Origin of the sequence: Ralstonia sp. ASV6 (assembly GCF_016429285.1) — a bacterium.
GTDB lineage: Bacteria > Pseudomonadota > Gammaproteobacteria > Burkholderiales > Burkholderiaceae > Ralstonia > Ralstonia flaminis.
On the sequence record NZ_JAELUI010000078.1, the window covers coordinates 1 to 26794 of the forward strand.

At 63.7% G+C, this 26794-nt stretch carries 24 protein-coding genes; 10 read left to right on the forward strand and 14 right to left on the reverse strand.

Annotated features, from left to right (window positions below):
- The 9 genes from JHD73_RS16155 to JHD73_RS16195 form a co-directional block, all read left to right on the forward strand.
- Positions 1-997: NAD(P) transhydrogenase subunit alpha (locus JHD73_RS16155; protein ID WP_199031281.1), on the forward strand; the 997-nt coding region annotated here is incomplete at its 5' end.
- A gap of 87 nt (positions 998-1084) precedes the next feature.
- Entirely contained in the window at positions 1085-1447 is a 363-nt protein-coding gene (panD, locus tag JHD73_RS16160; protein WP_199031282.1) for an aspartate 1-decarboxylase, read from the forward strand.
- A gap of 76 nt (positions 1448-1523) precedes the next feature.
- On the forward strand, positions 1524-1862 hold the full coding sequence (locus JHD73_RS16165) for an NAD(P) transhydrogenase subunit alpha (RefSeq protein ID WP_199031283.1): 339 nt from the start codon (positions 1524-1526) through the stop codon (positions 1860-1862).
- Positions 1859-3319, forward strand: coding sequence for an NAD(P)(+) transhydrogenase (Re/Si-specific) subunit beta (locus JHD73_RS16170; RefSeq protein ID WP_199031284.1), 1461 nt, complete (start codon positions 1859-1861; stop codon positions 3317-3319). Before JHD73_RS16165 ends, JHD73_RS16170 begins: the two co-directional genes overlap by 4 nt.
- Before the next feature lie 185 nt (positions 3320-3504).
- Positions 3505-4542, forward strand: a complete 1038-nt coding sequence (locus JHD73_RS16175; protein WP_199031285.1) for a response regulator — start codon at positions 3505-3507, stop codon at positions 4540-4542.
- A gap of 641 nt (positions 4543-5183) precedes the next feature.
- Positions 5184-6578 (forward strand): class I SAM-dependent methyltransferase, encoded by a 1395-nt coding sequence (locus tag JHD73_RS16180; protein WP_199031286.1) that lies wholly within the window; start codon positions 5184-5186, stop codon positions 6576-6578.
- Positions 6579-7922, forward strand: coding sequence for a sensor histidine kinase (locus tag JHD73_RS16185; protein ID WP_199031287.1), 1344 nt, complete (start codon positions 6579-6581; stop codon positions 7920-7922).
- A gap of 8 nt (positions 7923-7930) precedes the next feature.
- Positions 7931-9037 carry a two-component system hybrid sensor histidine kinase/response regulator PhcR gene (gene phcR, locus JHD73_RS16190; protein WP_199031288.1) on the forward strand — a complete coding sequence of 369 codons (1107 nt, stop codon included), beginning with the start codon at positions 7931-7933 and terminating at the stop codon, positions 9035-9037.
- 76 nt (positions 9038-9113) lie between these two features.
- Positions 9114-10136: a response regulator gene (locus JHD73_RS16195; protein ID WP_199031289.1), complete on the forward strand. Its 1023-nt coding sequence runs from the start codon at positions 9114-9116 to the stop codon at positions 10134-10136.
- 33 nt (positions 10137-10169) lie between these two features.
- On the opposite strand, the gene JHD73_RS16200 is transcribed toward JHD73_RS16195, so the two are convergent.
- The 8 genes from JHD73_RS16200 to JHD73_RS16235 form a co-directional block, all read right to left on the reverse strand.
- On the reverse strand, positions 10170-11591 hold the full coding sequence (locus JHD73_RS16200) for a class I SAM-dependent RNA methyltransferase (RefSeq protein WP_199031290.1): 1422 nt from the start codon (positions 11589-11591) through the stop codon (positions 10170-10172).
- 17 nt (positions 11592-11608) lie between these two features.
- A complete protein-coding gene (locus tag JHD73_RS16205) occupies positions 11609-12031 on the reverse strand; it encodes a CopD family protein (protein WP_199031291.1) in 423 nt (140 codons plus the stop codon).
- Positions 12032-12091: 60 nt separating this feature from the next.
- A complete protein-coding gene (locus tag JHD73_RS16210; protein WP_199031292.1) occupies positions 12092-13372 on the reverse strand; it encodes a glutamate-5-semialdehyde dehydrogenase in 1281 nt (426 codons plus the stop codon).
- Positions 13373-13442: 70 nt separating this feature from the next.
- Positions 13443-14519, reverse strand: a complete 1077-nt coding sequence (holA, locus tag JHD73_RS16215; protein WP_199031293.1) for a DNA polymerase III subunit delta — start codon at positions 14517-14519, stop codon at positions 13443-13445.
- A gap of 18 nt (positions 14520-14537) precedes the next feature.
- Positions 14538-15062, reverse strand: coding sequence for an LPS assembly lipoprotein LptE (lptE, locus tag JHD73_RS16220; protein ID WP_199031294.1), 525 nt, complete (start codon positions 15060-15062; stop codon positions 14538-14540).
- Between the two features lie 30 nt (positions 15063-15092).
- A complete protein-coding gene (gene leuS / locus JHD73_RS16225) occupies positions 15093-17726 on the reverse strand; it encodes a leucine--tRNA ligase (RefSeq protein WP_199031295.1) in 2634 nt (877 codons plus the stop codon).
- Positions 17727-17911: 185 nt separating this feature from the next.
- Positions 17912-18703 carry a 4-hydroxy-tetrahydrodipicolinate reductase gene (dapB, locus tag JHD73_RS16230; RefSeq protein ID WP_199031296.1) on the reverse strand — a complete coding sequence of 264 codons (792 nt, stop codon included), beginning with the start codon at positions 18701-18703 and terminating at the stop codon, positions 17912-17914.
- A gap of 110 nt (positions 18704-18813) precedes the next feature.
- Positions 18814-19473, reverse strand: coding sequence for an outer membrane protein assembly factor BamE (locus JHD73_RS16235; RefSeq protein ID WP_199031297.1), 660 nt, complete (start codon positions 19471-19473; stop codon positions 18814-18816).
- A 163-nt stretch (positions 19474-19636) separates the two neighbouring features.
- Here JHD73_RS16235 and fur point away from each other — a divergent pair, with 163 nt between their 5' ends.
- The gene (gene fur / locus JHD73_RS16240; protein WP_021196003.1) at positions 19637-20068 is read left to right on the forward strand and encodes a ferric iron uptake transcriptional regulator; all 432 of its coding nucleotides are present in this window, start codon (positions 19637-19639) and stop codon (positions 20066-20068) included.
- 71 nt (positions 20069-20139) lie between these two features.
- Here fur and JHD73_RS16245 read toward each other — a convergent pair whose 3' ends face one another.
- The 6 genes from JHD73_RS16245 to JHD73_RS16270 all read right to left on the reverse strand — a co-directional run.
- The gene (locus tag JHD73_RS16245) at positions 20140-21174 is read right to left on the reverse strand and encodes a LysR family transcriptional regulator (RefSeq protein WP_199031298.1); all 1035 of its coding nucleotides are present in this window, start codon (positions 21172-21174) and stop codon (positions 20140-20142) included.
- 321 nt (positions 21175-21495) lie between these two features.
- Positions 21496-22494, reverse strand: a complete 999-nt coding sequence (gap, locus tag JHD73_RS16250) for a type I glyceraldehyde-3-phosphate dehydrogenase (RefSeq protein WP_199031299.1) — start codon at positions 22492-22494, stop codon at positions 21496-21498.
- An 86-nt stretch (positions 22495-22580) separates the two neighbouring features.
- Positions 22581-24596, reverse strand: a complete 2016-nt coding sequence (gene tkt, locus JHD73_RS16255) for a transketolase (protein WP_199031300.1) — start codon at positions 24594-24596, stop codon at positions 22581-22583.
- Between the two features lie 122 nt (positions 24597-24718).
- Entirely contained in the window at positions 24719-25867 is a 1149-nt protein-coding gene (gene dgoD / locus JHD73_RS16260; RefSeq protein ID WP_199031301.1) for a galactonate dehydratase, read from the reverse strand.
- A gap of 15 nt (positions 25868-25882) precedes the next feature.
- Complete coding sequence (locus JHD73_RS16265) at positions 25883-26512, reverse strand: 2-dehydro-3-deoxy-6-phosphogalactonate aldolase (protein ID WP_199031302.1); 630 nt, start codon at positions 26510-26512, stop codon at positions 25883-25885.
- On the reverse strand, positions 26509-26794 hold a 286-nt coding region (locus JHD73_RS16270), incomplete at its 5' end, for an SDR family oxidoreductase (RefSeq protein ID WP_199031303.1). The genes JHD73_RS16265 and JHD73_RS16270, both read right to left, overlap by 4 nt.

Here is a 26794-nt window from a genome sequence, read left to right on the forward strand (position 1 = left end):
GGCTTACGCGGCCGTCGGCGCCAAGATCGGCACCGCAGCGCAGGCACTGGGCGCGCAGATCGTGCTCAAGGTGCGCTCGCCCGAACCCGCAGAGCTTGCGCAGATGCAAGCGGGCGCGGTGCTGATCGGCATGCTCAACCCGTTTGACGACGAGAACACCGCACGCCTGGCCGCAGCAAACATCACAGCCTTCGCGCTGGAGGCTGCGCCGCGCACCACGCGCGCGCAAAGCATGGACGTGCTCTCCTCGCAGGCCAACATCGCCGGCTACAAGGCTGTGATGGTGGCCGCGAACCACTATCAGCGCTTCATGCCGATGCTGATGACCGCCGCGGGCACCGTCAAAGCCGCGCGCGTGCTGATCCTCGGGGCAGGTGTGGCGGGTCTGCAGGCGATTGCCACGGCCAAGCGCCTGGGCGCCGTGATCGAAGCCTCGGACGTGCGCCCCGCAGTGAAGGAGCAGATCGAATCGCTGGGTGCCAAATTCCTCGACGTGCCGTTCCTGACGGACGAAGAACGCGAGATCGCGCAAGGCGTGGGCGGCTATGCCCGCCCAATGCCACCGGACTGGATGCGCCGTCAGGCTGAGCTGGTGCACACGCGCGCAAGCCAGGCCGACATCGTCATCACCACCGCGCTGATCCCGGGCCGCCGCGCGCCGACGCTGCTGTCCGAAGCCACCGTGCAGGCGATGAAGCCGGGTTCGGTGGTGGTCGACCTGGCGGCAGCGCAAGGCGGCAACTGCCCGCTGACGGAAGCCGATCGCGTGGTCGTCAAGCACGGCGTCACGCTGGTGGGCTATACCAACCTCGCGTCGATGGTGGCGGCCGATGCCTCCGCCCTCTATGCGCGCAACGTGCTGGATTTCCTCAAGCTGATCATCGACAAGGATGGTGGCCTCGCCATCAACCTCGAAGACGACATCGTAGCCGCCTGCCTGCTCAGTCAGGCCGGCCAGGTGGTGCGTGCTCCCGCTGCCACGAGCACCGCCAAATAACAAAGGAGACCGCGGCAGGCGCAGCAACACCCGCCCCGCCGCGTGTGGCGCTTTGGTTTCAGTCATCTCTGTTTCAAGGAAAGCTTCATGCAACGCAACATGCTTCGCGCCAAGCTGCACCGCGCGACGGTCACCCAGGCCGATCTGGACTACGAAGGCTCGTGCGGCATCGACGAGGATCTCCTCGACGCCGCCGACATGCGCGAGTACGAAAAGATCGAGCTGTACAACGTCAACAACGGCGAACGCTTCTCGACCTACATCATCAAGGGCAAGCGCGGCTCGGGCGAGATCTCGCTCAACGGGGCCGCCGCGCGCCGTGCACACGTGGGCGACCTGCTCATCATCTGCACCTACGCACCGATGAACGAAGAAGAAGTCGCCAGCTACAAGCCCAAGGTCGTGCTGCTGGGCGAGGGCAACAAGATCAAGGCCATCAAGGACATCTGACGCGCCAAGGCGGCCCCGTAGAACAACCAACGCGGGGCTGCTCGGCACATCGACCAAGAAGCGAGGAGGAGCACTCATGGAGCTGGTCAATCACACGGTGATCAACCTGATCATCTTCGTGCTGGCGATCTACGTCGGCTACCACGTGGTCTGGACCGTCACACCGGCGCTGCATACGCCGCTGATGGCCGTGACCAACGCCATCTCGGCCATCATCATCGTCGGCGCCATGCTGGCGGCGGGCCTGACGCAGACGGGGCTGGGCCGCACGATGGGCGTGGTGGCGGTGGCGCTGGCAGCAGTCAACGTGTTTGGCGGCTTCCTGGTCACCCAGCGCATGCTGGAGATGTTCAAGAAGAAAGAGCCGAAGGCCAAAGCTGGCGCTAATGGCACAAGCGGGGAGACCAAGCAATGAGCATGAACCTCGTCACCCTGCTGTATCTGCTGGCGTCGGTCTGCTTCATCCAGGCGCTCAAGGGGCTCTCACATCCGACCACGGCGCGGCGCGGTAATGCGTTCGGCATGACAGGCATGGCCATCGCCGCTGTTACGACCCTCGCGCTCATCTACAAGCTCAAGGCGGAGATGTTTGCCGGCACCGAGAGCGGCTCGTCCACGGGCTTCATCCTCATCTTTACCGGCCTGGTGGTCGGCGGCGGCATCGGCGCTTACGTGGCACGCACGGTCGAGATGACCAAGATGCCGGAACTCGTGGCCGCCATGCACTCGCTGATCGGTCTGGCGGCGGTGTGTATTGCCGTAGCGGCCGTGGCTGAACCGTCGGCCTTCGGCATCACGATGGCCGGCGACAACGTGCTGCCGCTGGGCAACCGCGTGGAGCTGTTCATCGGCACGTTCGTGGGCGCCATCACGTTCTCGGGCTCGGTGATCGCCTTCGGAAAGCTGTCGGGCAAGTACAGGTTCCGGCTGTTTCAGGGTGCGCCGGTGCAGTTTGCCGGCCAGCACATGCTGAACCTGCTGCTGGCCGTGGCCATGCTGGGCTTCGGCATCCTGTTCTTCCTGACGCAGAGCTGGCTGCCGTTCGTCATCATGACGGCCATCGCTTTCGTGCTGGGCGTGCTGATCATCATCCCCATCGGCGGCGCTGACATGCCGGTGGTGGTATCGATGCTGAACTCGTACTCGGGCTGGGCGGCGGCAGGCATTGGCTTCTCGCTCAACAACCCGATGCTGATCATTGCGGGCTCGCTGGTCGGTTCATCCGGTGCGATTCTGTCTTACATCATGTGCCGCGCGATGAACCGGTCGTTCTTCAACGTGATCCTGGGCGGCTTCGGCTCGGAGGCTTCCGCCGGCGCTGCGGCCGCTGGTGGCGGGCAACAGCGTCCGGTCAAGTCGGGCTCGCCGGATGATGCTGCTTTCCTGATGGGCAACGCCGAGACGGTCATCATCGTCCCAGGCTACGGCCTGGCCGTGGCACGCGCGCAGCACGCCCTGAAGGAACTGACCGAAAAGCTGTCGGACAAGGGCGTGACGGTCAAATACGCCATCCACCCGGTCGCGGGGCGCATGCCGGGCCACATGAACGTGCTGCTGGCCGAGGCTGAAGTGCCGTACGACCAGGTGTTTGAAATGGAAGACATCAACGGCGAGTTCGGCCAGGCCGACGTGGTGCTGGTGCTGGGCGCCAACGACGTGGTCAACCCGGCGGCCAAGAACGATCCGAAGTCGCCCATTGCCGGCATGCCGATCCTGGAAGCCTATAAGGCCAAGACCATCATCGTGAACAAGCGCTCCATGAACGCCGGCTACGCCGGGCTCGACAACGAGCTGTTCTATATGGACAAGACGATGATGGTGTTCGGCGACGCCAAGAAGGTGGTGGAAGACATGGTGAAATCTGTGGAGTAAGACCGTACGCTGACTGCCATCAACCCGCCCTCAGTTTGCGGCAGCAGTTCACCCCCGTTCCGCTTGCCCCCGGTGGCGGCAGGCAGTAACTTAGTGCTAACGGGCAGCGCGGGCCACACCAGCCGGCGCTGCCTCGTTTGCCCTTCTTTCCCTTTTTTCAGCCCTCTTTCCAGCCATCCCGACGTATGCAACAGGACAGCGCCCTGCCGGTCTATTTCCATCCGACCCTGACTGTGGTGGTCGACGACAGCCAGTCGTTCGTGGAAAGCCTCGGGTTCCAGATGGACCCGTCGCGGGCAATGCTGGCCTTCAACGACCCGGACGAGGCGCTGGCGTGGCTGCGCCAGTGGCATTCGCTGCGCATGCCGGGCTTCCTGCCCGTGCGCGTGACGCACGACGATCTCACCTTCTCCAGCGAGCGCCGCACTATCCAGCTTGACGTCGACCGCGTCTACCGCCAGATCCACGAAGTGAATCGGTTCCTGCAGCCCTCGGTGATCGTGGTGGACTACTCCATGCCGCGCATGAACGGGCTGGAGTTCTGCGCCAAGCTCAAAGAGCTGCCGTGCATGACGATCCTACTCACCGGTATGGCCGACGAGAACATCGCCGTGCAGGGTTTCAACGACGGGCTGATCGACCGCTACATCAAGAAGGATCACCCAGCCATGGCCGAGCGCCTGGGTGCCGAGATCGAAGCGCTGCAGATGCGCTACTTCAGCAGTCTGTCGAGCACGCTGCGCGAATTGCTGTCGCGCCACTCGTTCAGTTTCCTGTCGGACCCGGCGGTCACGCAGCTCGTGCGCGAGCTGTCTGCGCGCTACCGTTTCATCGAGTATTACCTGTATCCGCATCCGGCCGGCGTGCTGCTGCTCACCGCTGATGGGCGCGCCACGCTCATGGTCATCGAGACCAACGCGAGCATGCTCACGCACCTGGAAAACGCCGAGGCCTACGACGCGCCCGACGAACTGCTCAAAGGCTTGCACAACAAGCAGATCGTCCCATTCTTCTGGCCCGGTGACGGCATGTACACGCCAGCCTGCGTAGATTGGAGGGAGTACTGCTTGCCCGCCGAGGTGTGCCAGGGGCGCGAACCGTACTACTACGCGCTGTTCGACATGCCCAGCCATCTGCTGCCCGCACAGGTCTATAGCTATACCCAGTTTCTCGCCAACTACAAGCAGGATCCGGACGCGCTCACCGGCCGCAAGCCGCGCTGAAAACGCCACATTCTGATTTGTGCTGCACTGCGGGAATCCACATTGTGTGGGCCACATTGGGCAAGTACAATCGTTTGAATCACCCGGCACCCATGACGTCAGAGCATGCGCCGGTGCAATCACCCTGATGCAACCGTGGCAGTGCTGCGGCATCATGGCGATGCGAGAGCGTCGGCAGGCAACGTATGGTCCGGTGCTCCGAAAGTATTACTGTGCGGGATTCTCCTTGAGAGACGATTTGGGATGCAGCAGCGGGCCGCGCGCCAATTCAGCGCGTATCGCGGATGTCAGGGGAGTGCATCGTTCCAGTCTGTTTGCGGTCGCACGATTCCCGTTGCCACGCTGTTGATCTGCAGGTTGCGCAAGCATGATCGCTTTCGCAATGGCAGGTCGCCCTCTCTGATCTTCTCGAAGCGGGTTTGGGCGAGAGACGCCCCAGGCCGACGCGCGGTAGGCGCGGCCAGCGGACGGCTTCAAGCACGCTTTCACGACTGATGCGATGGCATGCCCGGCGGTCTCTTGCTGCGGTGGTGCTGTGTTCGCTGTGCCCGAAATTGCAGTGCGGGCCCGGGCGCGCGGTTGTTGGAGTGAGCGTCCCGCTTGGCAGACGTTTTCCCTGAAGTCTCCGGCAAATTCGCACCGTGTACTCACCCAACCAAATCGATCCGGCGGTCAGCTTCCGCAACTCCCAGGGTCAGCAGGTCCGCGGCACCATCATTACGCTGCAGCGGCGCGCCCTGGTGATGGAGATCTACAACCCGTACTCGATCGTGCAGGTGAGCGAGGTCCTCTCCGACCTGGCGATCAAGATCGGTACGCGTCAGGTCTACCTCGGCAAGGCGGTGGTGATCAGTCTGGTCAACACCGGCCTGACCGCTGTCGTCTCGCTCACGCTGATCGACGAATGGCGTGAGCTGTCGGAGGTGGCCGACACGCCCGCTTCTGTCGGCGAAGAAGCGCGAACGTTCGTGCGGGATTGGCAGGAACGCTTCCGCATCCAGCGCGAGTACCAGATCGTCATCAACGAGATGCGCGCCTTCCTGGCCGAGGTCTCGCGCTGGGTCGAGCAAGTCGATTTGTCCAAGTCCTTGCCACGCGAAGACAACAAGCTGCGCACCGATGTCTTCATGGAGCTGGCCGAGCCGGTGATGCTCCGGGTCAAGCACTACCTGGACATCCTGGAGACGGAGGCCTCCGGCATCGAAGCCAGCCTTGCGCCCTCCCACCGCGCCTTCGCACAGACCGCGCTGCATCCGCTGCTGCTGCGCTCGCCGTTTGTTTACCGCACGTTCACCAAGCCATTGGGCTACGCGGGTGACTATGAGATGGTCAACCAGATTCTGGGTGACCCGCAGGAAGGACCGAGCACGTACTTCCAGATCATCAACGTTACGTTCCTGAAGGCGCAGGTTGCGCAGGCGCACAGAAACCGCATCGACATCCTGGTCGATTTCCTCAAGAAGCTCGCGATGCAGGCCAAGGCCGAGGGGCGCACATACCGCGTCATGAATCTTGGTTGCGGCCCGGCGGTGGAAATCCAGCGCTTCCTGCGGGAGTTCGAAGAACCGCATCTGCTTGAGTTCGAGCTGATCGATTTCAGCCAGGAGACGCTGGACTACGCGAAGGCCCGGCTGACCGAAGCAGCCCGGCAAGGAGGGACCACGCTGCAGGCTGAGTTCGTTCACCAGTCGGTGCATGAACTCATCAAGCGCCCCGCGCGCAGGGCCGAGGAAGTCCGCGACTGCGATGCCGTCTATTGTGCGGGGCTGTTCGACTACATCTCGGACAAGGTCTGCAATCGATTGCTGACCTATTTCACGACGCGCACACGTCCGGGTGGACGCATCCTGGCGACCAACGTGCACTCGAACAACCCCGAGCGGCTCTTCACGATGGAGCACCTGCTCGAGTGGTATCTGATCTACCGGGATGAACAACAGCTCTCAGCCACCTTCCCGGACGACGCGTGCCGGGACATCAAGGCCTACGTCGACACCACCGGTGTCAACGTGTTCTGCGAGGCAACGGTGATCTAGATGACCGAGCGCGCAAGTGATCCCCTGAAGAGCGCGTTCTACCGCGCCGAGCGAGAAGGCTTCCGACTGTCATTCAGCCGGACCACGGCGCTGGTCGGTATCGTGCTGGTGCTGATGGGCGCAGGGCTGGACTACAACACCTACCCCGGCAGTCTCAAGCCGTTCTTCTTTGCACGCGTCTTTGTCTCGTTCCTGATCTTCGTCGTCTATCTGATCCTGCCAACGCGATGGGGAAGACAGCGGCTCTCGTATCTGACCCTGCTCTGGCTGTGCTTCCCGCAGATCATGATCGCGTGGATGATCTCCGTCACGGAGGGCGCCCACTCGATCTACGCAACCGGCCTGCACCTGGCTGTCTTTGCGGCAGGCAGCGTGCTGCCATTCAACACCAAGCAGACCATCGGTTTCGGGGTCATCACCTATACGCTGTATCTCGTGGCCTGCCTGGCACATGATCCGGCCAGCGTGGCCGGCAGCACGTTCTTCGTGAACTCCCAGTTCCTCATCTTCACTTCCACGCTGGGCGTCTTCTGCACCTACTTCAATGAGCGCAGCCGGTTTGAACTCTTCAAGCTCAAAGAGGAAGTGGCCGACAAGAACAGCCAGCTTGAGAGCACCAACAGCAGCCTCGTTGAGATCAAGGGCCAGCTCCTGCAGCAGGAAAAGATGGCCGCCATCGGCACGCTATCTGCTGGCTTGCTGCACGAGATCAACAACCCGGTCAACTTCTGCCTGATGGCCATTGCCGTGGCGCAGGAAGACCCGACCGCCAAGGACAGCCCCATGCTGCTCGAATGCCTGACCGACGCCAAGGAAGGTATGCAGCGCGTGCAACATATCGTCTCGGACCTGAAGACCTTCGCCTACCGCAGCCCCGAGAAAGGCGAAGCCGATTCGCCCTTCCTGGCGGAAAAGGCCATCGATTCGGCCATCCGCCTGACGAGCCACGAACTGCGCGGTGTGTCGGTCGAACGCAGGCTGCCGCCCGATACGCTGGTGCGCGGTGACGAAGCGGCCATCATCGGCGTGTTGATCAACCTGCTGTCGAACGCGGCGCTGGCCATGCACAAGGTGCAGCGCGAAAACCCGCGCATCGAAATTGCAGCCGAATGGATCAACGGCCGGTTGCACGTGGTCGTGACAGACAACGGCCCGGGCATCTCCGAGAAGAATCTCTCGCGCGTGTTCGAACCATTCTTCACCACGCGCGAAGTCGGCAAGGGCCTGGGGCTGGGGCTGTCGATCAGCTACAGCGTGATCCAGCGCCACGGCGGCACGCTTGCCGTGACGAGTCAGGAAGGCGAATGGGCACGCTTCACGTTCGATCTGCCGCGCTCGGAGTAGGACGCATCATGGACATCACGCCGGACACCGTCACCATCCTCTACGTCGACGACGAGCTGCAGGCCTGCAAGTGGTTCGCCCGCACCATCGGCGACGGCTACGAGGTGCTGACGGCCAATAGCGTGGAGGAAGCCAAGGCTGTGCTGCGCGACGCGCACGAGCGCATCAGCGTGGTGCTGACGGACTTTCGCATGCCCGGCGGCAACGGCACGGAACTGCTGCGCTTCATTGATGCGGAGTACGGCGACATCGCCACCATCCTCGTCACCGCCTATGCCGACAAGGATCTGCTGATCCAGGCCGTCAACACCGGTCGCGTGTTCAAGATCCTGGAGAAGCCCTACAAGCCGGAAGACGTACGACGCTCGTTGCAGGAGGCGCTGGCGCTGCGCCAGGACCGTCTGCTGCGCACACAGCGCCTGATGGCAATCGACGAGACGCTCGCCTTTCTCGCGCACGAGCTGAACACACCGCTGGCAGCCATCTCCAACTTCGCGCGCGGCATCCGCATGCGCGTGGACCAGACCGAGTTTGTGCCGGAAGCGCTGCCAGAAATCGGCCGTGCGGCAGACCGCGTGCAGGACAACGCGCGCTACTGCCTGTCGGTGATCGCCTCGTTCCTGAACTCGGTGCGCAACACCTACGGCAAGCCCGGCACGGCGGCCACGCCCAACAGCGCCAGCGGGCTGATCCGCTCACTGTTCGACACGTACCCGTTCACGGGTGCGCAACGGGAGTGGGTGTCGTATCGCGTGGAGCAAGACTTCCCGATCGTCACATTGCCCAACTGCGTGATGCTGGTGCTGTCTTCGCTGACGAGCAATGCGTTGCATGCACTGCGGCGCACCGACGTGCCACGCTTGGAGATCATTGCCCACAGCGTGCCGGAAGCCAGCGGTGTGCGCCACATGATCCGCATCGAAGACAACGGCCCGGGCATTGCCCCGGACGTCCTCAAGCGGCTGACCATCGACCCCGTGACGACGCGCGCCGAAGAAGGCGGCAACGGCATGGGCATGATTTTTTGTACGCGAATCATGCAATCGTTCGGGGGAGCGATTGCGATTGACTCTGCACCCAGCGCAGGCACGCGCGTGACTCTGACGTTCCCATGACACCATCAACGATACGCACACGAACCACGCCGAACATGATCTGCGCATTTACCGTATTTGCTATGAGGAGTGATGGATGACCAATCCCGGGGGCCACACGCCCACTAACCCGCCCAAGATCCTGTACGTGGACGACGAGACATTGGCGCTGACTTACTTCGGCCGTGCCATCGGTTCACTGGCGCCGGTCGTCACCGCCACCTCGGTTGAAGAAGGCAAGCGCATGCTTGACCAGCACGCCGCCACCCTGGGCGTGCTCGTGTCGGACCAGCGCATGCCCGGTGAGCTCGGCAACGAGTTGCTGCGCTATGCACGCGAGCGCTATCCGCACCTGGTGCGCATCCTGACCACGGCGTACTCGGAAATCGAAGATACGGTGGAAGCCGTCAACCAGGGGCAGATCCATCGCTACATCAAGAAGCCGTGGGACATCACCGCGCTGCGCGTGGAACTGAAACAGGCACTGGAGTTTTCCGACCTGCGCCGCGAGCGCGATGCCCTGTTGCGCGAGAAGATGACCGTGCGCCAGAGCCAGACGCTCACGCATCGCATCGGCGCACTGCAGACGCTGTATCTGGCGGTGTCAGGGCTGCCGTCGTTCAGCGCAGTCAACGACTACCTGCACGCGGCGGCGGCCGTCGGGCTGCACGCCATGGAACAACCGGATTGGGCAGTCAAGGATTACACCGAGCTTGTCAGCGAGGAAAGCCTGCGCACCGGTGAGCTGAGCCACGCGGTGCGGCAGATTTATCAAGACCTGTCGTCGCGGTTCGACAGCGCACCTGTTGCGCAGGCATTGGACGTGCTGACCGACGTGCTGCAAGGCAAAGTCTCGCCGGCCGGTGGCGATGTAGCGGTGGTCACCGACCTCACCACGTTGACGGAATTCCTGGACACTGCGTCAACGCACAAGGTGTCGGAAGCGCATGCCAAGTGGCTGGCTTACCTGTTGTGGCTTGACAGCAAAGGCGGGTCGATCAAGGCCGAGCGCGACGGCGCCACCGTCAAGCTGCGCTTGGTTGATCACCTGACGCAACTCACACCAGACCAGTTGGCGGGGTGGATGGAGCAATTCCAAGAGCATCAGCAGGCCACCTGATTCTGCCGGCGGCCTTTCGTACAACGCCGATGCTTACGCGTCGGCGTTGTCGTTTTCGGAACCCGAAGCAGGGTCGCCCTTTGTAGCGCGTTCGGGGCGATCGCGCATCCCCCCCTTCACCATCTCGAAGCGGAACAGGCGGCACTCGATGTTGCCGTTATAGAGCGGCGTACGCTGCGATTCTTTCAACCGCATGCGGCTCGGCATCGAAAGATCGCCCGTAAAGACGAACGCCTTCCAGCCGGAGAACTCGCGCTTGAGCGTGCCCGCAAAGGCCTGGGCAAACTCGTTGGCGGCCGCCTCTTCCACCGGATCGACCGGCGGAGGCGGCTCGGGCTGGCGCTGCTCGCGCATCGGGCGACGGGTGTCGTCGCGTGGAGCACCCATGGCACGGCTGGCGCGTTCAAACACGGTGCCGTCTTCCTCGCCCTCGCCTTCGGGCCGGCGGCGGCGCGATCCCTGCGCGCCACGCACGGCGATACGTTCACCATACGGCGGGTTCATCAGCAACACGCCGGCGGCCTCGAACGGCGGCTTGCCGAAGCGCGCATCGACCTGCTTGAGCAGCGGCTCGCCGGGCAGACCGGCACGCTGCCAGTTGGCGTGGGCGTAAGCCAGCATGTCGGTGGAGATATCGGCGCCGGCCACCAGTGGCGGCGCACGGCGCATGGAAGCGCTAGCCGCATCGGCAGCCGCTTCGCGCAAGCGCTTGAAGCATTTGGCGTCATGGTCTTGCAGCCACTCACAGGCGAAAGCGCGCTTGCTGCCGGGGGCCATGCCCAGCGCGCGTTGCGCAGCTTCAACAAGGAACGTGCCGCTGCCGCACATCGGGTCATAGAACGGCTCGCCGTGAGCGCCCGTCCAGCCGGTCAGGCGCAGAATACCCGCCGCGAGGTTTTCCTTCAGCGGCGCTTCGCCCTTCTCTTCACGCCAGCCGCGCTTGAAGAGCGGCTCGCCGGTGGTATCGAGATAGATCGTGCAGTCGGTCTCGGTCAGGTACGCATAGATGCGCACGTCGGGCGAGACGGTATCAACGCTGGGGCGCGCGCCGGTGCGCTGGCGGAAGCGGTCGCAAACGCCGTCCTTCACCCGCAGGCCGACGAACTTGAGGCTCTGCAGCGGCGATTTGTGCGCGGTCACGTCCACGCGGATCATCTCGTCGGGCGTGAAGTAGTCTTCCCAGCGCTGCGCGGCGGCCAACGCGTAGATGTCGTCTTCCGAGCGATAGCCGCGCGAAGCGAGGCGCATCAGCACCCGGCTGGCGATGCGACTGTGCAGGTTGACGGCATACGCCGCACCCTGCGTGCCGAAGAAGTGCACGCCGCCCGGTACGGTGCGGCCCACTTCAAACGCAGCCAGCTCATCCACCTCGGGGCGGATGGAGATCTCGGCCAGTTCATCGGCCAGCGCCTGTTCCAGCCCACGCGGGCACGGCGCGAAGTATGCAGTTGCCATCGGAAAACCAAAAAAAATCAGAACGGCTTCACGACCACCAGGATCGTGATCGCCAGCAACAGCACCACCGGCAGTTCATTGAACCAGCGGTAGAAGGTATGCGAGCGCTTGTTGGCGCCCGCCTCGAATTTGCGCAGCAGCACGCCGCAGCCATGGTGGTAACCAATCGCTACCAGCACCAGCGCCATCTTGGCGTGCATCCAGCCATTGGGCGGCGTCAGCCCGATGCGATAACCGAGCAGCAACCACAAGCCCAGGAGAATCGCCACAATCGCCAGCATGGTCGAAAAGCGGAACAGCTTGCGCGCCATGACAAGCAGGCGCGTGATGGCCGCACGCTCGGTTTCCATCGCCAAGTTGACGAAGATGCGTGGCAGGTAAAACAGCCCAGCAAACCACGATGCGACAAAGACGATGTGAAAGGCTTTGACCCAGAGCATGTTGTTCTCGTTAGAAGCAATGCGCGCCGCTCGTGGCGGCGCGCTGGTGGTAGTGCCAAATTAGGTGCGAATCTCGCCGTGCCCGAACACGACGTACTTGAGCGAGGTCAGCCCCTCCAGCCCGACCGGCCCGCGTGCGTGCAGCTTGTCGTTGGAGATGCCGATCTCGGCGCCCAGGCCGTACTCAAAGCCATCGGCAAAACGCGTGGACGCGTTGATCATCACGCTGGCCGAATCGACCTCGCGCAGGAAGCGCATGCCGGTCGAATAGTTCTCGGTGATGATCGAATCGGTGTGCGCCGAGCCGTACGTGTTGATGTGCTCGATGGCGGCGTCCAGGCCATCCACCGTGCGGATCGACAGGATCGGTGCGAGGTATTCGGTGTGCCAGTCGGCTTCAACCGCGTCCTTCAGGTTGCCGAAGCCGGCGGCCTCCAGCGTGGCACGCGTGGCCGGGCAGACGCGCAGTTCAACACCCTTGTCCTGATAGATCTTGACCAGCGGCGGCAACGCACGCGCGGCAATGTCGCGCGACACAAGCAGCGTCTCCATCGTGTTGCACGGCGCATAGCGTTGCGTCTTGGCGTTATCGCACACGCGCACGGCCTTCTCGATGTCGGCATCGGCATCGATGTAGACGTGGCAGATGCCGTCCAGGTGCTTGATCATCGGCACGCGCGCTTCTTCCATCAGGCGCGCAATCAGGCTCTTGCCACCGCGCGGCACGATCACATCGACGAATTCCGTCATGGTGATGAGCTTGCCGACTGCGGCGCGATCCGTGGTGGCCACCACTTGCACAGCGTTGGCCGGCAGGCCGGCATCCGCCAGCCCTTCTTCGATGAGCGCAGCCAACGCGCCGTTCGACTCGATCGCTTCCGAGCCGCCACGCAGGATGGTCGCGTTGCCCGACTTGATGCACAGCGCCGCCGCATCCACCGTCACGTTCGGCCGAGACTCGTAGATGATGCCGATCACGCCCAGCGGCACGCGCATCTGACCGACCTGGATGCCGGTCGGGCGGAATTTCATGTTGCTGATCTCGCCAATCGGGTCCGCCAGCGCGGCGATCTGCTCAAGGCCGGCGGCCATGGTGGCGATGGCGCGGTCGGTGAGTGTCAGACGGTCGATAAAAGCGGCGTCCTGGCCGTTGGCGCGGGCACGCTCGACGTCGCGGGCGTTGATCTCTTTGAGCTTGGCGGCATCGCGGCGGATGGCGGCGGCGATGTGCAGCAATGCACGGTTCTTTTGCGCGGTACCGGCACGGGCCATGCCGCGCGAGGCGGCACGCGCCTGACGGCCGACCAGGGCCATGTATTCGTTCACGTCGAGCTGCTTCATGATGATCGCGGCCGGCCAATGCGCCGGCGAATTCAATGAGAGGACTATTCGATGCGGGTGCGGGTGCGTATCAGGCTGTCACCGGGAGACTACCGGGCCGCGCGATACGCATCGCCAGTTGCAGCAGGCCATCCCAGGGTTCGGCTGGCAGCGATGGCTCTCGCAAGCCCTTGACCTGCCGGTCCAGCTTGGCCGCCATGGAGAGCGCGCCTTCCAGCTCACGCTGCGATAGCCGCTGTGCCGCCTGCGGCACCAGCCGTTCGCGTGCGCCCCAGACCCGCAGCTCGCGCAGCATCGAAGCCGCCGGCTTGCCCTGGGCCACGCCCGAGGCGATTTTTGATAATACGCGAATTTCTTCGGTCAACGTCCAGAGCACCAGCACCGTGGCTTCGCCCTCGCCGCGCAAGCCTTCGAGCATGCGCACGAGGCGCGGCACATCGCCGGCCAGCATGGCTTCGGACAGCTTGAACACGTCATAACGCGCCACGTTGAGCACCGCATCGTGCACATCGTCGAACGTCAGCACACCCGGCGGATGCAGCAGGCTGAGCTTCTGGATTTCCTGGTGCGCTGCCAGCAGGTTGCCTTCCACGCGGTCCGCAATGAACTGCAGGGCACGTCGGCCGGGCTCGCCGGGTTCCACGCGTTGCTGCTGGCGGGCAAGGCGCTCGCCAATCCAGCCAGGCAGCTTGGTGCGGTCCACGGAATCGACCTTGATCGATACCCCCGCGCCTTCCAGCGCAGCAAACCATGCCGACTTGGCCGTCGCAAAGTCCAGGCGCGGCAGCGTAATCAGGGTGATGGTGTCGGTCGCAGGGCCGGAGGGCGTGCCCGCAGCCAGTGCACGCAGCACCTCCCCGCCGTCCTTGCCCGGCTTGCCGGAGGGAATACGCAGCTCGACAATCTTGCGGTCGCCGAAGAGCGACATCGACTGCTGCGCCTCGGTCACACGCGACCACGAAAAGCCGCGCTCGACGCTCATCACGTCACGCTCGGTAAAGCCTTGGGCACGCGCGGCTTGACGCAACGCATCGATGGCTTCCAGCACGAGCAGGTGCTCGTCACCGTGCACCACATACAGCGGCGCCAAACCCTTGGTACTGGCCTGTTTGAGGTGCCCTTCGAGCGCATCGAGCCGCAGTTGCATGACCGGAGTGTCCGCCGCTTACGACGGCAGCTTCACGGCAGCCAGTCGCCGCACGAGCTGGTTGATCGTGTCGCCCTGCATGTCGCGATAGAGCGCGGCTTCTTCGTAGTCCTTGGCCAGCACCTGCGTCTCGTTGTACGACAGATCGCGGAACTGCGTGATCTCCGACGGCGGAATCAGCATGTTGTCGTGCGCATCACGCAACTGGAAGCGGAAGCGATACGTGATGCGGTACTCACGCACCACGCCCTGCGGCGTGAGCGACGAAATGGTCTTCACGCGGTCTTCGGCCAGCACGTCGAGCAACGCGTCGGCGTCCTTCTTGTCCGACACGATGACGGTGTCGGAGCCGTTGTCGATCAGCCGGCGCAACTGCACGCGCATCTGCGAGTTCTGTGGCAGGTTGATGTACAGCCGCTTGAAGGCGAAGTCGGTATTCCCGCGGATGTGGAAACCGCAGGCGGACAGCGCCGGCAGCGCAACAGCCAGGGCGACGACAGCGCGGCCAAATCGACGGCGGGACAGACTGCGGGACAACGACATAACCATGCGTTCCTTGAGGGAGGCGGCCAATCAGGCCACCACGTTCACCAGACGGCCGGGCACCACGATGATCTTCTTGGGCGGTTTGCCTTCAGCAAACTTCTGGACCGCTTCATCCTTGGCGGCGATGGCCTCGATGGCTGCACGGTCGGCATCGGCCGGCACGACGATGCTGCCGCGCACCTTGCCGTTGACCTGCAGCACCAGTTCGATCTCGCTCTGCACCAGCGCGCCTTCATCGACCTGCGGCCACGGCGCGTCGAGCAGATCGCCATAGACGCTGGCGTAGCCCAGTTCCGCCCACAGCACGTGGGTAATGTGCGGCACCACCGGGTACAGCACGCGCAGCAGGATGCCCAGGCCCTCGCGGCGGGCATCGGCACCGGCGTCCTTGGCGCCTTCCAGCGCGTTGAGCATTTTCATCGTCGCCGAGACGACGGTGTTGTACTGCAGGCGCTCGTAGTCGTAGTTGGCTTGCTTGAGCACGGTGTACAGCTCGCGGCGCAGCGCGCGGTCGGCATCTGTCGCACCAGCGACCACACCATTGCCGTGGCCGGAGCGAATCGCATCGCCGTGCGCGACACCGAAGTTCCACAGACGACGCAGGAAGCGCGAGGCGCCTTCCACGCCAGCGTCGTTCCATTCGAGCTGCTGCTCGGGCGGCGCGGCAAACATGGTGAACAGGCGTGCGGTATCAGCGCCGTACTGGTCGATCAGAGCCTGCGGGTCGATGCCGTTGTTCTTCGACTTCGACATCTTCTCCACGCCGCCGATCACCACCGGCTGGCCGTCAGCCTTGAGCGTGGCGCCTACCGGGCGACCGCGTTCGTCGGTCTGCACGTCCACGTCCGCCGGGTTGATCCACTGCTTCTTGCCCGAGGCGTCTTCACGGTAGTACGTCTCGTTGAGCACCATGCCCTGCGTGAGCAGGTTGGTGAACGGCTCGTCGAACTTGACCAGGCCCAGATCACGCATGACCTTGGTCCAGAAGCGTGCGTACAGCAGGTGCAGGATCGCGTGCTCGATGCCGCCGATGTACTGATCCATCGGCATCCAGTAATCGTTGCGGGCGTCGACCATGCTGGCGCCGTCCGGGCACGTATAGCGCATGTAGTACCAGCACGAATCGATGAAGGTATCCATCGTGTCGGTTTCGCGGCGCGCGGGCTTGCCGCACGACGGGCATGTGCATTCCAGGAAGCGCGGGTCTTTGGCGAGCGGGTTGCCGGTGCCGTCCGGCACGAGGTCTTCGGGCAGACGCACGGGCAGGTCTTGCTCGGGCACCGGCACAACGCCGCAGCTGTCGCAGTGGATCAGCGGGATCGGCGTGCCCCAGTAGCGCTGGCGCGAGATGCCCCAGTCGCGCAGGCGCCAGGTGGTTTTCTTTTCGCCGAGGTTCTTGGCGGCCAGGTCGGCGGCCACGGCATCGACGGCTTGCTTGTAGTTCAGACCGTCGTATTTGCCGCTGTGGACCAGCACGCCGTGTTCCTTGTCGCCGTACCACTCGGCCCAGGTCGTCGTGTCGTAGGGCTGGCCCTTCACGTCAACCACTTGCTTGATCGGCAGGTCGTACTTGTTGGCGAAGGCGAAGTCGCGCTCGTCGTGCGACGGCACACCCATCACGGCGCCGTCGCCGTAGCTCATCAATACGTAGTTGCCGACCCATACCGGCACGGATTCGCCCGTGAGCGGATGCGTGACGGTCAAGCCGGTCGGCATGCCCTTCTTTTCCATGGTCGCCATGTCGGCTTCCATCACGCTGCCATGCTTGCATTCTTCGATGAACGCGGCGAGCGCCGGGTTGGTCTGCGCGGCGTGCGTGGCAATCGGGTGCTCGGCAGCTACAGCGCAGAAGGTCACGCCCATGATGGTGTCGGCGCGCGTGGTGAAGACGTACAGCTTGCCGTCGTTGATCACCTTGCCATCGTCACCGGGAATGCTGTGCGGGAACGCAAAGCGCACGCCCTCGCTCTTGCCGATCCAGTTCTGCTGCATCAGCTTGACGCGCTCGGGCCAGCCCAGCGGGTTCAAGTCGGACAGCAGTTCCTCCGCATACTCGGTGATGCGCAGGTAGTACATCGGGATCTCGCGCTTTTCCACCACCGCGCCCGAGCGCCAGCCGCGCCCGTCGATCACCTGTTCGTTGGCGAGCACGGTCTGGTCGACCGGGTCCCAGTTCACGGTGCCGGTCTTGCGGTAGGCGATGCCTTTCTCGAGCATCTTCAGGAACAGCCACTGGTTCCAGCGGTAGTAGTCGGGGTTGCAGGTGGCAACCTCCCGCGACCAGTCGATCGCCAGGCCCATCGACTGCATCTGCTTCTTCATGTAAGCGATGTTGTCGTACGTCCAGGCGGCGGGTGCCACGCCGTTGTTGAGCGCCGCGTTTTCCGCCGGCATGCCGAAGGCGTCCCAGCCCATCGGCATCAGCACGTTGTACCCCTTCATGCGCAGCTGCCGCGTCATCACGTCATTGATCGTGTAGTTGCGCACGTGGCCCATGTGCAGCTTGCCCGACGGATACGGCAGCATCGAGCAGGCGTAGAACTTGGGCTTGTCCGAGCCGTCGGCGGCGCGCGCGTGTTCGGTCACGCGGTAGGCGTCTTGCAACTGCCAGTGTTGCTGCGCTTGCTGTTCGACGTCGGACGGGGAGTATTTGTCTTGCATGGTGATGGGTCGCCCGGCGTCCCGGACGATTGCAGCCGCAGCATCAACGTGCGCAGCCGGATTGAATGACGAAAATTCGCGAGAAGGGCCCGATTATACCGTCGCCTCCCACCCTATCCGGGCGATGACAACGCGGCAAAAAGGCGCCGGACAGGCCCGCCGGCAGCCCTTTTTTAGCACCGAACTTACAGGCCGAGCACGTCGTTCATGTCGTACAAGCCCTTCTTGCCGGCCAGGAACACTGCCGCACGCACGGCGCCCTCTGCGTACGACTGGCGCGTGTTGGAGCGATGCGTGATCTCGATGCGCTCGCCGTCGCCGGCAAACAGCACGGTGTGGTCGCCCACGATGTCGCCGCCGCGCACGGTGGCAAAACCGATGGTGCCGAGCTCACGCGGGCCGGTCTCGCCTTCGCGTGCATAGACCGCACGGTCGGCCAGCTTGGTGCCCTGCGCCTCGGCAACGATCTCGCCCAGTTTGAGCGCAGTGCCCGACGGCGCGTCGATCTTGTGCTTGTGGTGCGCTTCGATGATCTCGACGTCGTAGCCTTGCGCCAGGATCTTGGCGGCCAACTCGATCAGCTTGAAGGTCGCATTCACGCCTACGCTCATGTTGGGCGCCCAGACTACGCCGATCGACTCGCCGTAGGTCTTGAAGCTGGCCTTCTGTTCAGCCGTAAAGCCGGTTGTGCCGATCACCACCCCCGTGCCCAACTCACGTGCGATGTTCAGGTGGTTGATCGTTGCATCCGGGCGCGTGAAATCGATCAGCACGTCGGCTTGCGACAACCCTGCGCGCACGTCATCGGTCACGATCACACCCGTGGTTTTACCCAGCTTGGCGCCGGCGTCCTGGCCCACGGCTTCGCTGCCGGGACGGTCGAGTACCGCAGCCAGCGTTGCACCCGGGGTACGCAATACGGTGTCGATCAGCATCTGGCCCATGCGGCCCGAGGCGCCTGCAATCGCGATTTTCATGTCGGTCGAAGCAAAATGGAAAGCGGTCTGTACAACGGACAAGCGGCGGAACCAGTCCGCCGCTCGCTTGAAGATGGGTTGCCGGTTCGGCTAATCCGCCCTTCGGGGCGTCACTGCGACGGGGTGGCCGGCGGCGGAACGGCGGCGTCAGTGCCACCACCACCGGTGCGGCGCTCCGGTAGCGTCATGTCCACGGTGTTTTTGGCGCCGGTGGTCGACTGCACGCGATCACTCACTTCAGCCGACGGGATTGACGGCGCGCGTGCTGCCGGTGCGGCACCCGCAGCGGCGGCGGCCTCAGCGGCATCCTTCTTCGGGCGTTTGATGCCGTCGATCTCGGCAATCAGCTCGGTCTCGGACGGCAGATCATCGGCGCCTACCCATTTGGCCAGACGATCGCCGTCAAACCACAGCGTCAGCTTGCGTTCCTGCACAACGTTCGTGTTGCCGCGCTTGAACGAGAAGACGTAGTCCCAGCGGTTGGCGTGGAACATGTCCGTCAGCAGCGGCGTACCGAGCACGAAGCGCACCTGGTCACGCGTCATGCCCTGCTTGAGCTGCGCGGCTTGTTCGCGCGACACAAAGTTGCCCTGCACGATGTCGATGCGATACGGCGTGATGGCATTGGCGATCTTGCGCGTGGTGCTGTCGTAGGTCCCGCATCCGGTCAGCAATGCCGATGCGGCAAGCATGGCACCCAGTACGAGGCCGCCGCGACGGGCAGCGATGGTGGCAAAACGGACAGGACTGCGCGCAACGGAAAAGGTCATGAGCGATCGGCCTTGAAACGGTCCCGGGGCGGGCCCGGTACGTGGGGGATGGCGACGGCCCGGGCACATTCCATATGCCTGTTCAGCCCGTCCAATAGGACTTTTGCCGCCAAAACCCTTATGATTGAAATATCCGAACATTGTACTCTAGGGAGCCTGGCGCATGCCGAGTCCTGCAGACCTCAAGAATATCGGTCTGAAAGCCACGGTGCCGCGGTTGAAGATCCTCGAGATCTTTCAGACCAGCGAAGAGCGCCACATGAGCGCTGAAGACGTGTACCGCATCCTGCTCGCCGAGCATATGGATATTGGCTTGGCCACGGTCTACCGTGTGCTGACCCAGTTCGAACAAGCCGGGCTGCTGTCACGTAACAACTTCGAGTCCGGCAAGGCCATCTACGAACTCAACGAGGGCAAGCATCACGATCACCTCGTGTGCCTCGATTGCGGCCGCGTGGAAGAATTCTTTGACGCCGAGATCGAACAACGTCAGCAAAGCATCGCCCGGGCGCGCGGCTTTGCGCTGCAGGAGCACGCGCTGTCGCTCTACGGCAATTGCACGAAAGAGCCCTGCCCGCATCGCCCGAAGCGTTGAAGCGCCGCCACAATAGAGAACGGCCGCGTTGTCAGCGGCCGTTTTTCATTGGGGCGGGAACACAGCGGATGTCAGACGGACAGCCGCGTCTCGCCCTCCTTTTCGGCATCGCCCTTACCGCTCTTGCTTGACTCATCCGCCTGCAGCGGTGAGTGCGCGGGTGCGCCCAATGCCTGACCGGTGTACTCGGCCACCACTTGTTTGAACAGGTGACGCGCCCACACCAGCATCGGATGCGTGTTGCGGCTACGGTGCCACAGCATGTTCAGGCCCAGCACGGTTTCAAGCTCGGACGGCAACGGGAAGGCGTTCAGGTTGTACGCATCGCACACCAGATCCTTCATCAGCGAGTTGACCGTGAAGATCATGTCGGTCTGGCTCGCGACCTCGGCCTGGGTGCGCCAGCCGTGCACGGTCATGGTGGAGTTGCGCTTCAGGCCGCGCTGCTGCAGCGCGTAGTCCAGCGGAATGAGCGACGGTGCCACGCGGTTGCCCGGGCTGCCCTGCGCGATGAAGATGTGCTCGCACTCGAGGTACTGCTCGAGCGTGCAGCGCTCAGCGAGGATCGGGTGGTCCTTGCGTGCGCAGACCCACATGTTGAAAGAGGTCACGACCTCTTCCATGATCTCCGGGTGGCGCGTGGGGAACGGCGAGAACGCCAGGTCCAGCTCGTTGGCGCGCATGGCGGCCACGTCGGCTTCCCATGAGGACGATTCGGTCAGGCGCACCTGCAGGCCCGGTGCCAGGCGCTTGATGCGCAGCAGGAAGCGGTCGAACAACGCATCGCCCAGCGTACCGGCAAAGCTGACGTTGAACGCCCCCGTGGCCTCCGCCGGATCGAACGTGGCGATATCGCCTTCGTTGATGGCCGCCCACAAGTCGAGCATCTCGCGCACCTTGGGACCGAGCTCGAGCGCCTTGGGTGTTGGCGTCAGGCCATGCGGGACGCGAATAAAGAGAGGATCGTCGAAGATCTCGCGCAGGCGGCCCAGCGAATGCGACACCGCAGGCGCGGTCATGTGCATCTTTTCAGCCACGTACGTGGCGTTCCGCTTGCTGAGCAGCTCGACAAAAATCACCAACAGCTTGGTATCGACGTTGACCATGGGACGCCTTGGCTCAGACACGTTGGAAAGCTGAAATGGCAAACGTTGCAGGTGCAACGGCCAGATGGGGCGCAAATAGCCGCCACATCACAATGTAGTATTTGTTCAGTGTACGGAACACGACCCAATTTTCAAAGCGAATTCCGGCGGCTTGTGCCGTAAATTTGCGTCTACGCAAACGTTTTCGTTTCGCTCTATAACAAAGGCGGCATGGCAGGCTCGAAAGCCCATCATGCCGCCTTTGCATGAAGCACCAGTCAAATTAACTGGCTTGCATCATGAACACGTCAGTGGCGCGTTTCCGGTGCCACAAAGTGCTGATTACTTGGCAACCACGCGTGCCATTTCCAGGCACTTGTTCGAGTAGCCCCACTCGTTGTCGTACCAGCTCACCACCTTGATGAAGGTGCCGTCCAGTGCGATACCGGCTTCAGCGTCGAAGATCGAGGTGCGCGCATCACCGCGGAAGTCGGTCGCAACAACCTTGTCTTCCGTATAGCCCAGCACGCCCTTCAGCGCGCCTTGGCTCTGTGCCTTCATTTCGGCACAGATTTCAGCGTACGTGGCAGCGCTTTCCAGTTCGACGGTCAGGTCGACCACCGACACGTCGGAGGTCGGCACGCGGAACGACATGCCGGTCAGCTTCTTGTTGAGCTGCGGAATCACCACGCCCACGGCCTTGGCAGCGCCGGTCGACGACGGAATGATGTTTTCCAGGATGCCGCGGCCGCCGCGCCAGTCCTTGTTGGACGGGCCGTCAACGGTCTTTTGCGTCGCGGTGGCGGCGTGCACCGTGGTCATCAGGCCGCGCTTGATACCCCACTTGTCGTTCAGCACCTTGGCAACCGGCGCCAGGCAGTTGGTCGTGCACGAGGCGTTCGAGATGATCGCTTCGCCCTTGTACGATTCGTGGTTCACGCCGAACACGAACATCGGGGTGTCGTCCTTCGACGGGGCCGACATGATCACCTTCTTGGCGCCCGCGTCGATGTGCTTCTGTGCGCCTTCCTTGGTCAGGAAGATGCCGGTCGACTCGATCACCACGTCAGCACCGACTTCGCCCCACTTCAGCTCGGCCGGGTCCTTCACCGCGGTCAGGCGGATCTTCTTGCCATTGACGACGAGCGTGTTGCCATCGACCGAGACTTCACCGTCAAAGCGGCCGTGCACCGAGTCGTACTTGAGCATGTATGCCAAGTAGTCGGGCTCGAGCAGGTCGTTGATGGCAACGACTTCGATGTCCTTGAAGTTGGCGATGGCGGCGCGGAACACCATGCGTCCGATGCGGCCGAAGCCGTTGATGCCGATCTTGATGGTCATGGTCAGTCTCCTGATAGCAGAAATGAAATCGATGATGCGATAAAAACCAGCGCGGCACCTCATGGGTGCCGCGCGCGCAAATTCAGTTAGGCGATCACACTCTTGGCCGTGTTGGCCACGTTCTCGACGGTGAAGCCGAAGTGCTTGAACAGCACGCCCGCCGGGGCCGACTCACCAAACGTGTCAATACCGACCACCGCCTGCACCTGGTACTTCCACCAGAAGTCGGTCACGCCCGCCTCCACCGCAATGCGCGGCACGCCGGCCGGCAGCACGCTGGCCTTGTAGGCAGCATCTTGCTTGTCGAACACCGTGGTGGCGGGAATCGACACCACGCGCGCGTGGATACCTTCGGCAGCCAGTTGGTCTGCCGCGCCAACGGCCAGGCCAACTTCCGAGCCGGTGGCGATGATGACCACGTCCGGCTTGCCGTTGGCAGCATCGCGCAGCACGTAGCCGCCGCGGGCGATGGCCTCGCGCGTCGCCGGGTTGCGTGCCTGGAACGGCAGGTTCTGGCGGCTGAAGATCAGGCAGCTCGGGCCGTTCTGGCGCTCAATGGCGGCTGCCCAGGCGACAGCGGTTTCGGTGGTGTCGGCGGTGCGCCACACATCCATGTTCGGGATCAGGCGCAGGCTGGCGACGTGTTCGATCGACTGGTGCGTCGGACCGTCTTCACCCAGGCCGATGGAGTCGTGCGTGAAGACGAAGATCGAGCGGATCTTCATCAGCGCGGCCATGCGCAGTGCGTTGCGGCTGTAGTCGGAGAACGTCAGGAACGTGCCGCCGTAGGGGATGTAGCCGCCGTGCAGCGCGATGCCGTTCATGATGGCGCTCATGCCGAACTCGCGCACGCCATAGTTGATGTGGTTGCCCCAGGCATCCACGCGCACGGCCTTGCTGCCGCTCCAGTTTGTCAGGTTCGAACCGGTCAGGTCGGCCGAGCCGCCCAGCAGTTCGCCCAGCACCGGGCCGTAGGCTTCCAGCGTGTTCTGGCTGGCCTTGCGGGTGGCGATGGTCTCGGCCTTCAGTTCGCACTTTTCAACGAACTCGGCGACGGCCTTCTCGAAGTTGGCCGGCAGCTCACCGCGCATGCGGCGCTCGAACTGCTCGGCTTCGGCCGGGTGGCGCTCGGAGTAGGCATCGAACAGCGCGTTCCAGGCCTTCTCCAAGGCTTGGCCCTGGCCCTTCGCATCCCATGCGTCGTACACGGCCTGCGGCACTTCAAACGGAGCGTGCGGCCAAGCCAGCGCTTCGCGCGCGGCAGCGATTTCCACGCCGCCCAGCGGAGCGCCGTGCACGTCGTGGCCGCCTTCCTTGTTGGGCGCGCCCTTGCCGATCACGGTGCGGCAGCAGATCAGCGTCGGCTTGCTCGACTTCTTGGCTTCGGCGATGGCGGCGTCGACAGCGGCCACGTTATGGCCGTCCACGGCGCGGATCACGTTCCAGCCGTAGGCTTCGAAGCGCTTGGGGGTGTCGTCGTTGAACCAGTGGACGACATCGCCGTCGATCGAGATGCCGTTGTCGTCCCACAGCGCGATCAGCTTGTTCAGGCCCAGCGTGCCGGCCAGCGAGCAGGCCTCATGGCTGATGCCTTCCATCAGGCAGCCGTCGCCCAGGAAGACGTAGGTGTGATGGTTGACGATGTCGAAGCCCGGGCGGTTGAACTCCTGGCCCAGCAGGCGTTCGGCCAGCGCCATGCCGACGGCGTTGGTGAGGCCCTGGCCCAGCGGGCCGGTGGTGGTCTCCACACCCGGCGTGATGCCGTATTCCGGGTGGCCGGCGGTCTTGCTGTGCAGTTGGCGGAAGTTCTTCAGTTCCGACATCGGCAGGTCGTAGCCGGTCAGATGCAGCAGCGCATAGATCAGCATCGAGCCGTGACCATTCGACAGCACGAAGCGGTCGCGATCGGGCCAGCGCGGGTTCAGCGGGTTGTGGCGCAGGTGGCGGCTCCACAGTGCCACGGCGATGTCCGCCATGCCCATCGGCGCGCCGGGGTGGCCCGAATTGGCTTGCTGAACGGCGTCCATGGCAAGCACGCGGATGGCGTTGGCCATCAATTGGGTGGGCTGGTTGGTATTCGAGTGGAGTGCGGGAGCGGTCATGCGAACCTGCGGGCAGAAGGCGGGAAAACCGCGATTTTACCAGACGGGGATGTCCCCGCTGGGTCGGTTTTCGATGGTTGCAACCGGCTGCAGCCGCCCCTGCCCTTCCTCCCGCGCCCGGCTTACCACTCCGCGATGGAACCGTCGGCGTGGCGCCACACTGGGTTGCGCCAGTCGGGCGCCTCCTTGCTGCGCTCGATGACCAGCGCTTCGTCAATATCCACGCCCAATCCGGGCAGGCGCGGCGGGCGGATAAAGCCGCCTTCCAGCGCAAAATCGGCCTTGTTGCGCACGTAATCGAGCAATTCGGCGCCCTTGTTGTAGTGGATGCCCATGCTCTGCTCCTGCAACGTGGCGTTCCAGCTCACGAAATCGATATGCAGGCAGGCGGCCAGTGCGATGGGCCCAAGTGGGCAGTGCGGCGCTAGCGCCACATCGTAGGCCTCGGCCATTCCGGCGATCTTCAGGCATTCGGTAATGCCGCCGGCGTGCGACAGATCGGGCTGCAGGATGGACACGCCGCCCGCTTCCAGCACGCGCTTGAAGTCGAAGCGCGAGAACATGCGCTCGCCAGCAGCGATCGGCAGATGGGTGTGGGCGGCCAGGCGAGCGTAGCTCTCGGCCTGCTCGGCCAGCACGGGTTCTTCGATGAAGAGCGGGCGGTACGGCTCCAATTCCTTGATGAGCACCTTGGCCATCGGCGCAGAAACACGGCCGTGGAAGTCCAGCCCGAACTCAACCGTGTTGCCGAAGGCGGAGCGGATTTCCGCCACCTTCGCCACCGCCGCATCCACCGCGCGGGCGGTGTCGATGATGCCCATCTCCTCGCAGCCGTTGAGCTTGAAGTGGTCGAAACCACCGGCCTGTAGTGCCTTCATGCCGGCAATGACATCGGCCGGGCGATCACCGCCGACCCAGCTATAGGTACGCATCTTGTCGCGCACGAGGCCGCCGAGCAGTTCGTACACCGGCACGCCCAGTACCTTGCCCTTGATGTCCCACAGCGCCTGGTCGATGCCGGCGATGGCGCTCATCAGGATCGGCCCGCCGCGGTAGAAGCCAGCGCGGTACATGGTCTGCCAGAGGTCGTTGATGCGGCTCGGGTCTTGGCCGATGAGGTAGTCGGACAGTTCATGCACCGCCGCTTCCACCGTGCGCGCACGGCCTTCAATGACGGGCTCGCCCCAGCCCGTGACGCCCTCGTCGGTTTCGACTTTCAGGAACATCCAGCGCGGAGGCAGACGATACGTGGTCAGGCGAGTGATTTTCATGGATCGATGGTGCGATTAGGCGGTGCGGTCGGATTGGACGGAGCGGTAAGCGGCGACGAAGGCGTGGGCGCGCTCAGCGGTGCGCTCGACGGACTGGCCGGGGCGATAGAGATCGCTGCCGAGCCCGGCGCCGATGCACCCGGCGGCAAGGTAGTCGGCGAGGTTCTCCGGCGTGATGCCGCCGACGGCGAACACCGGCACCTCGGGCGGCAGCACGGCCTTGAGTGCGCGCACGTAGCCAGGGCCCAGCGCGCCAGCGGGGAAGATCTTCAACGCCTCGGCACCTGCATCGAGTGCGGCAAAGGCTTCGGTGGCCGTCATGCAGCCGATGCACGTGGCGAGTTGGCGTGCAGCGGCCGCGCGGATGACATCCGCATTCGTGTTGGGGGTGACGACCAGCTTGCCGCCGGCCGCCGCCATCAACGCAACGTCGGCCGGCTTGAGCACGGTGCCGGCACCGATCAGCGCGTGGTCACCGAAGGCGCGCGCCGCCAGTTGCACGCTCTGCGCCCAATCGGGCGAGTTGAGCGGAATCTCGATCGCATCAAAACCCGCATCGACCAGCGCCTGCGTATGCGCAAGCACCTCGTCGGGTCGGATGCCGCGCAGGATGGCGATCAGCGGAAGGTGGGTTGTCCAGGTCATTCGTGATAGAGCTGCGAGCGGCCGCCATCGATCAGGATGTCGGTCGCGTTAATAAAGCGCGCCTCGTCAGAGGCAAGGAATAGCGCGGTGTAGGCCACCTCTTCGGGCTCGCCGATGCGCTTGCAGGGCAGCAGTTCAGCCTGGCGGCGGCGTTCGGCTTCAGGATCGGGGGCGGCGGCAAAGCCGGCCTCGGCAATCGGCGTGAGGATCAGCCCCGGCGAGATCGAATTCACCCGGATACCGCGCGCCGCATATTCGATGCCCAGCGCACGCGTGAGCCCG